Below are 6647 nucleotides of genomic sequence, written 5' to 3'. Positions count from 1 at the left end.
CGAAGACCGGCTGGTGTTTGACCTGCAAACGGCCGTGGCCGAATCATTCGGGTATTCCGCCCATTCGGACGATGGCAGCAAGCTGCCGCGCCGTGCCAGCGAAGCCCTGATGCGCCGTTACTACTGGGCGGCCAAGGCGGTGAGCCAGCTCAACCAGATCCTCTTGCTGAACATCGAAGAGCGACTGCGCCCCAACACCTACCCGCTGCGCCCCATCAACGAGTGGTTCAGCGACAAGGCCGGGATGCTGGAAGTCAGCAGCGACGACCTGTATGAGCGTGAGCCGCATGCGATTCTTCAGACTTTCCTGGTGTTTGAGACCACGGTAGGCATCAAGGGCCTGTCGGCGCGCACACTGCGCGCGTTGTACAACGCGCGCAGCGTGATGAACAGCCGTTTTCGCAGCGATCCGGTCAATCGGGCGACCTTTCTGCGCATCCTGCAGCAGCCCGAAGGCATCACCCATGCCATGCGGCTGATGAACCAGACCTCGGTGCTGGGACGCTACCTCTGGGTTTTCCGCAACATCGTCGGGCAGATGCAGCACGACCTGTTCCATGTCTACACGGTGGACCAGCACATCCTGATGGTGCTGCGCAATATGCGGCGTTTTTTTATTGCTGAGCACTCGCACGAATACCCGATGTGCTCGCAGCTGGCGGCCGGCTGGGACAAGCCCTGGCTACTGTTCATTGCGGCGCTGTTTCACGACATTGCCAAAGGGCGCGGGGGTGATCACTCCGAACTGGGGCGCAAGGATGTTCGGATTTTCTGCCGCCAGCACGGCATTGCAACTGAAGATGCCCAACTGATCGAGTTTCTGGTGGGCGAGCACCTGAGCATGAGCCGCATCGCTCAAAAGGAGGACCTGAGCAACCCCGAAGTGATTGCCGCGTTTGCCCGGCGCGTGGGCAATGAACGCTACCTGACCGCGCTGTACCTCCTGACGGTGGCCGATATTCGCGGCACCAGCCCCAAGGTCTGGAACGCCTGGAAAGGCAAGCTGCTGGAAGACCTCTACCGTTACACACTGCGTGTGCTGGGCGGCCGCGCACCTGATGCGGGCGCGATCGTGGAGGCGCGCAAGCGCGAAGCCCAGACCACGCTGGCCCTGCACGCCGAGCCTTTTGAGGCGCACAAGGCGCTGTGGGCGACGCTGGACGTGAGTTACTTCAGGCGCCACGAGGCCGCCGACATTGCCTGGCACGCGCGCCAGTTGTCGCGCCATGTGGGCAAAGCCAAGGTGATTGTTCGCGCGCGCCGGTCACTGGCCGGCGAAGGCATGCAGGTGCTGGTTTACACGCCCGATGCCCCTGACCTGTTTGCGCGCATTTGCGGTTACTTTGACGCGGCGGGTTTCAGCATCCTGGATGCCAAGATTCACACCGCCAAAAATGGCTATGCGCTCGATACCTTCCAGGTCGTCAGTCCGACGCTGGCTGAGCATTACCGCGAGCTGGCCGGCATGGTCGAGGCGGAGCTGAGCCGCACGATCGAGGCGTCCGGCCCGCTACCGATCCCGGGCAAGGGCCGCGTGTCACGGCGCGTTAAAAGCTTTCCGATTGCGCCGCGCGTGGATTTGCGCCCCGATGAAAAAGCGCAACGCTGGCTGCTCACGGTGTCGGCCAGCGACCGCGCCGGCCTGCTGTACCTGATCGCCCGGATACTGGCCCGTCACCGCATCAACCTGCAGCTGGCCAAGATCACCACGCTGGGCGAGCGCGTGGAAGATACCTTCCTGATCGACGGCCCCGAGTTGCAACAAAACAGGGCTCAAATCGCGATTGAAACCGAGTTGCTGGAAGCGCTGAACGCCTGAAGGCGTTGGCGCCTGGCGCATTTCAGTGCGCTGCGGTTTTGACGTATTTAAGCAATCGCCCCTTGTACTTGCCGCCATCGCCTGGCAGCGTGGTGATCCGTGTCTCGGTATGTGAATAGCCCAGAAGATCCATTTTCCGGTTGAAGCTGACCCGATTGCCACGGTCCGGGTCAACGATCAGCACCTCGGCATCCGGCTGCGCGTGCAGGTCTATGAATTGCGACAGCACGTCAGGCTGGCCACGGTCATACAGCACATCGCTGCCAATAATCAGGTCAAACCGCTCCAGCAGCGGGTTGGCACGCGTCCAGTTGCCGGTCTGGTACTTCATGGCGGGCAAGTGGTTGAGCGTGAGATTTTTCAATAGAAAGTCAGCCGCCAGGGGGTGGCAGTCGCTGGCGGTAATATCGCCGCCCCGCCGGTGAACCACCAGGCTGGCCAGCGCCAGGCCCCAGCCCAGCTCCAGAATTCGCTTGCCGCCGAGCTCAAACGTCAGCATGGCATGGGCCAGCACCCGACCGGATGGCCACAGCAGGCCAAAGATAGGCCAGGCCGATGAAGAAATGCCTTCCCGCTCCGCCATGCCCAGGGGGTCGTAAAACTGCTGCCGATCCAGCAGGGAGCGCAATTGCAGGTCGGCGCCCTGGCCGTGGATGGTCTCAAGCTTGACAAGGTAGCCCTCTGGCTGCGCAAAAGGGGCGATGAAAGGCACTTTGATAGCCCCGTTGGGTGCTTGTGGCATGCGGAAAATCTTCCTGCGTACAACACGCGCTGGGGGAAACATCGGGCAATGCGGGCAAACCGCAACTGACCAGTGTAGCGGCCTGGCCGTCAATCAGTCGTCGGCCAAGGCCTCCTGCCCCGGAAACAGTACCTCGGTAAAGCCGAACTGCGTCAAATCGCGGATACGCATGGGGTAGAGCTTACCGATCAGGTGGTCGCATTCATGCTGCACCACCCGCGCATGAAAACCGTCCACCGTGCGGTCAATCGGATCGCCATATTGGTCAAACCCGGTGTAACGGATGCGCGAGAAACGCGGCACCAGGCCGCGCAGGCCGGGCACCGAAAGGCAGCCCTCCCAGGCGCTTTCTTCGTCCGCGCCCAGGGGTGTGATGACGGGGTTCAGCAACACGGTGCGCGGCACCAGCGGTGCATCCGGGTAGCGCGGATTCGGTGCATCCGTGCCAAAGATGACCAGCTGCAAATCCACGCCAATCTGGGGCGCCGCCAGACCTGCACCATCCACCGACCGCATGGTGTCGAACATGCTGGAGACCAGCAGGTGCAACTCGTCCGTGTCAAATTCGGTCACGGGCTGGGCCATGCGCAACAGCCGCTCGTCGCCCATTTTCAGAATTTCATAAATGATCATACGCTTGGTTACCGCAGTGCGGCCTCGTTGGTGCAGGGTTCAATCTTCAGAAGGCTCAAGCAGCGCCAGCAAGGCCGCTTCATCAATCACCGCCACGCCCAGCGCCTCTGCCTTGACCAGTTTGCTGCCCGCTTCCGTACCGGCCACCACATAGTCGGTTTTTTTGCTGACCGATCCGGCGACTTTGCCGCCCGCCGCTTCAATCAGATCCTTGGCCTCATCGCGGCTCAAGCCGGGCAGCGTGCCGGTAATCACAAAGGTCTTGCCTGACAGCGGCTGCGGCGTCCGGGCTGCGGGCTCACCCTCCTGCCAGGTCAGGCCGCAAGCGCGAAGCTGCTCCACCACTTCCCGGTTGTGCGGCTGGTCAAAGAAAGTGCGAATGCTTTTGGCGACGATGGGCCCGACATCGCTGACTTCAAGCAACTGCGCTTCGGTCGCGTCCATGATGGCGTCGAGCTTGCCGAAATGGCGCGCCAGCGCTTTGGCGGTGGCGTCACCCACATGGCGAATGCCCAGGCCGAACACAAAGCGCGGCAGCGTCGTCTGCTTGGACTTTTCCAGCGCTTCGAGCAGCTTGTGGGCCGATTTGTCCGCCATGCGGTCCAGGCTGGCGAGCGCGCTGAAGCCCAGTTTGTAAAGGTCGGGCAAGACGCTCACCACGTGGGTGTCCACCAGCTGCTCGACGAGTTTGTCGCCCAGACCCTCAATTTCTACAGCGCGCCGGTGCGCAAAGTGCAGGATGGCCTCCTTGCGCTGGGCCGCGCAGAACAGGCCGCCGGTGCAGCGGTAGTCGGCTTCGCCCTCTTCGCGGACGGCTGCCGAGCCGCACACCGGGCAGGTGCGCGGCATCGTGAAGATGAGCGCACCGGACCAGCGTTTCTCGGGCAGCACACTCACGACCTCGGGAATCACATCACCGGCGCGGCGCACGATCACCGTATCGCCCACGCGCACATCCTTGCGGCGCGCCTCGTCTTCGTTGTGCAGCGTGGCATTGGTCACGGTGACGCCGCCAACGAATACCGGCGCGAGCTTGGCGACCGGCGTCAGCTTGCCGGTGCGGCCGACCTGCACCTCAATGCCCAGCACGGTGGTCAGTTGCTCCTGCGCCGGGTATTTGTGCGCCACCGCCCAGCGCGGCTCGCGCGTGACGAAACCCAGCGTTTGCTGCAGCGCCAGGCTGTTGACCTTGTACACCACGCCATCAATGTCGTAAGGCAGGCTGTCGCGCTGGCGCCCTATGGCCTGGTGAAAAGCTATCAATTCAGTAGCGCCTCGCGCAATCTGCGTCTGGGCTGCAACCGGAAAACCCCATTTTTTCAAGGTCTGCAGCAGCGCAAAGTGGGTGTCAAACACCGGCCCTCCCTGCTCTGGCGGCGTGATCTCACCCACGCCGTAGGCAAAAAAGCTCAGCCGCCGCTGCGCCGCAATCGCCGGGTCCAGCTGGCGCACGCCGCCCGCCGCCGCATTGCGCGGGTTCACAAAGGTTTTTTCGCCCTTGGCGCCTTGCGCGATCTTTTCACGCTGACGCTCGTTCAGCGCTTCAAAATCGGCGCGGCTCAAGTAGACCTCGCCGCGCACCTCGATCACAGGCGGCGCAGTGGCGGGAAGCCTGAGCGGAATCTGCCTGATGGTGCGGATGTTCTGCGTGACGTCTTCGCCCATCTCGCCGTCGCCGCGCGTGGCGGCTTGCACCAGCACGCCGTACTCATAGCGCAAGCTCATGGCCAGGCCGTCAAACTTGAGCTCACACACGTACTCGACAGGGGGATCAGACTCGCCCAGCCCCAGTTCCTTGCGCACGCGCGTGTCAAAATTTTCCGCCCCGGTGGGCTCGGTGTCGGTTTCGGTGCGGATGCTGAGCATGGGCACCTTGTGGCGTACGCTGGCAAACTGGGCCAGCGGCTTGCCGCCGACCCGCTGCGTCGGCGAGTCGGGCGTCATCAGTTCCGGGTGCGCCGCCTCCAGCGCTTGCAACTCCCTGAACAGTTTGTCGTATTCGCTGTCGGGAATGCTGGGCGCATCCAGCACGTAATAGCGGTGGTCATGCAGGTCCAGCTCGGCGCGCAAGGCCGCGATGCGCCCGGCTGGCGAGGCAGGCTGCGCAAACAAATCAAGGCTGGTCATGGCTTGCGGGGAACTCACGAAAAAACCCGCCGACCCAGCACTGAACCTGCTGCCAGGTCGCGTCCCTCAAGCGTGTCATAGAGCTGCTCCAGATCCGCGTGGATGGCCTCCATGGCCTCGGCCCTGATCAGGTTGCCGTTGTCGTCAATGATCGCGCCATCCATGCTGGCCGCCAGCGCCAGCGCTGCCTCGCACATGCGGACAAACGGCTGCTCTGCGCGCAGTACCTGCGGCACGTCAAGCGACAGGGTGATCTCCCGCAGCGCCGTCTGCTCGGGGTCATCCGCCATGGCGGCCTGGGTATCAAACGACAGGCCCAGAATGGGGGCATGGCCCGACTGGCCGGCCGGCAGCACCATCCGGCCCGGCATGGCGCCGGCGATAAAGCCGATTCGCGCGGCGCTTTGCTGCACATAGCCGGGACTCCAGGCGGTGTGCATGGCGCGCAGGGTGAAGCTCAGCTGGGCGTCGTGTCCGCTGGCGAACTGATCAAGCTCACGTGCGCGGGCGACCTCGTCCAGCATTTCCGGAAACTCCGCCTCCCCGCCCAGGGCGTCGGCAAAAGCCTGGGTTTTCATGACAAATTCCGAATACTCGATCTGGTTGAGCGCACCGGTTCGGTTGGCCAACTGAACGCCGCACTGCAAGGCACTGTACCGCCGGCCTGCGACAGGAAATTCCCACTCGCCCGTGCTCGCGCTCAGGCCCTCCACGCCAAAAGGCTTGCTGCCTGCTCGCAGCGTGCTCGGCATGGCCGCCAGCACCGCGTCCCCGGACACCAGGGACTCCACCACCACCGGGGCCATGGCGTCTATCAAGGCATCAAGGGCCGGCCTTTTTTCTGCCGTCGTGCGCTTGGCCAGTGCGGACAGGTCAGCATCCGTGTCAAAGCAGGGCTCCTGCCGATGCGACGGCTCATCAGTGGCCGGCGCATCCTCATGGGGCGCCGTGCCTGCGGGCTCCTGCCGGGGCGCCGCTTCCGGGATGGGTCGTTTGGGCAGGTTTTTGCGGGACGACCAGGCGCTGTGGACCACCACGCCCAGCAGCACCAGGGCACCCACGATGGCCAAACTGATCTGAAGTGTGCTCATGCTGTTCATGCGGCCTCGGCAAAACCGAGGGCTGCCTCCATGTCGACTGCCACGACGCGCGAGACGCCCTGCTCCTGCATGGTCACGCCGATCAGCTGTTCGGCCATTTCCAGGGCGATCTTGTTGTGGCTGATGAACAGGAACTGGGTTTCCTTGCTCATGCTGGCCACCAGCTTGGCATAACGCTCGGTGTTGGCGTCGTCCAGCGGCGCGTCCACCTCGTCCAGCAGACAGA

At 63.3% G+C, this 6647-nt stretch carries 6 protein-coding genes; 1 reads left to right on the top strand and 5 read right to left on the bottom strand.

Annotation, left to right across the window (positions count from 1 at the left end):
* Positions 1 to 1819 (top strand): [protein-PII] uridylyltransferase (locus Q8K05_RS12935; RefSeq protein WP_305247003.1); only part of this gene is annotated, 1819 nt, incomplete at its 5' end.
* Positions 1820 to 1841: 22 nt separating this feature from the next.
* Here Q8K05_RS12935 and Q8K05_RS12930 read toward each other — a convergent pair.
* The 5 genes from Q8K05_RS12930 to Q8K05_RS12910 all read right to left on the bottom strand — a co-directional run.
* A complete protein-coding gene (locus Q8K05_RS12930; RefSeq protein WP_305247002.1) occupies positions 1842 to 2561 on the bottom strand; it encodes a methyltransferase in 720 nt (239 codons plus the stop codon).
* A 93-nt stretch (positions 2562 to 2654) separates the two neighbouring features.
* On the bottom strand, positions 2655 to 3194 hold the full coding sequence (gene def / locus Q8K05_RS12925) for a peptide deformylase (RefSeq protein ID WP_305247001.1): 540 nt from the start codon (positions 3192 to 3194) through the stop codon (positions 2655 to 2657).
* A 39-nt stretch (positions 3195 to 3233) separates the two neighbouring features.
* On the bottom strand, positions 3234 to 5321 hold the full coding sequence (gene ligA / locus Q8K05_RS12920) for an NAD-dependent DNA ligase LigA (protein ID WP_305247004.1): 2088 nt from the start codon (positions 5319 to 5321) through the stop codon (positions 3234 to 3236).
* A 14-nt stretch (positions 5322 to 5335) separates the two neighbouring features.
* Positions 5336 to 6412, bottom strand: a complete 1077-nt coding sequence (locus tag Q8K05_RS12915) for a cell division protein ZipA C-terminal FtsZ-binding domain-containing protein (RefSeq protein ID WP_305247000.1) — start codon at positions 6410 to 6412, stop codon at positions 5336 to 5338.
* Between the two features lie 5 nt (positions 6413 to 6417).
* A partial coding sequence (locus Q8K05_RS12910; RefSeq protein ID WP_305246999.1) for a hypothetical protein occupies positions 6418 to 6647 on the bottom strand: 230 nt, incomplete at its 5' end.

The sequence above is a fragment of the Polaromonas sp. genome (assembly GCF_030682935.1).
Lineage (GTDB): Bacteria > Pseudomonadota > Gammaproteobacteria > Burkholderiales > Burkholderiaceae_C > Polaromonas.
This window is presented reverse-complemented; position numbering and strand designations above follow the sequence as displayed.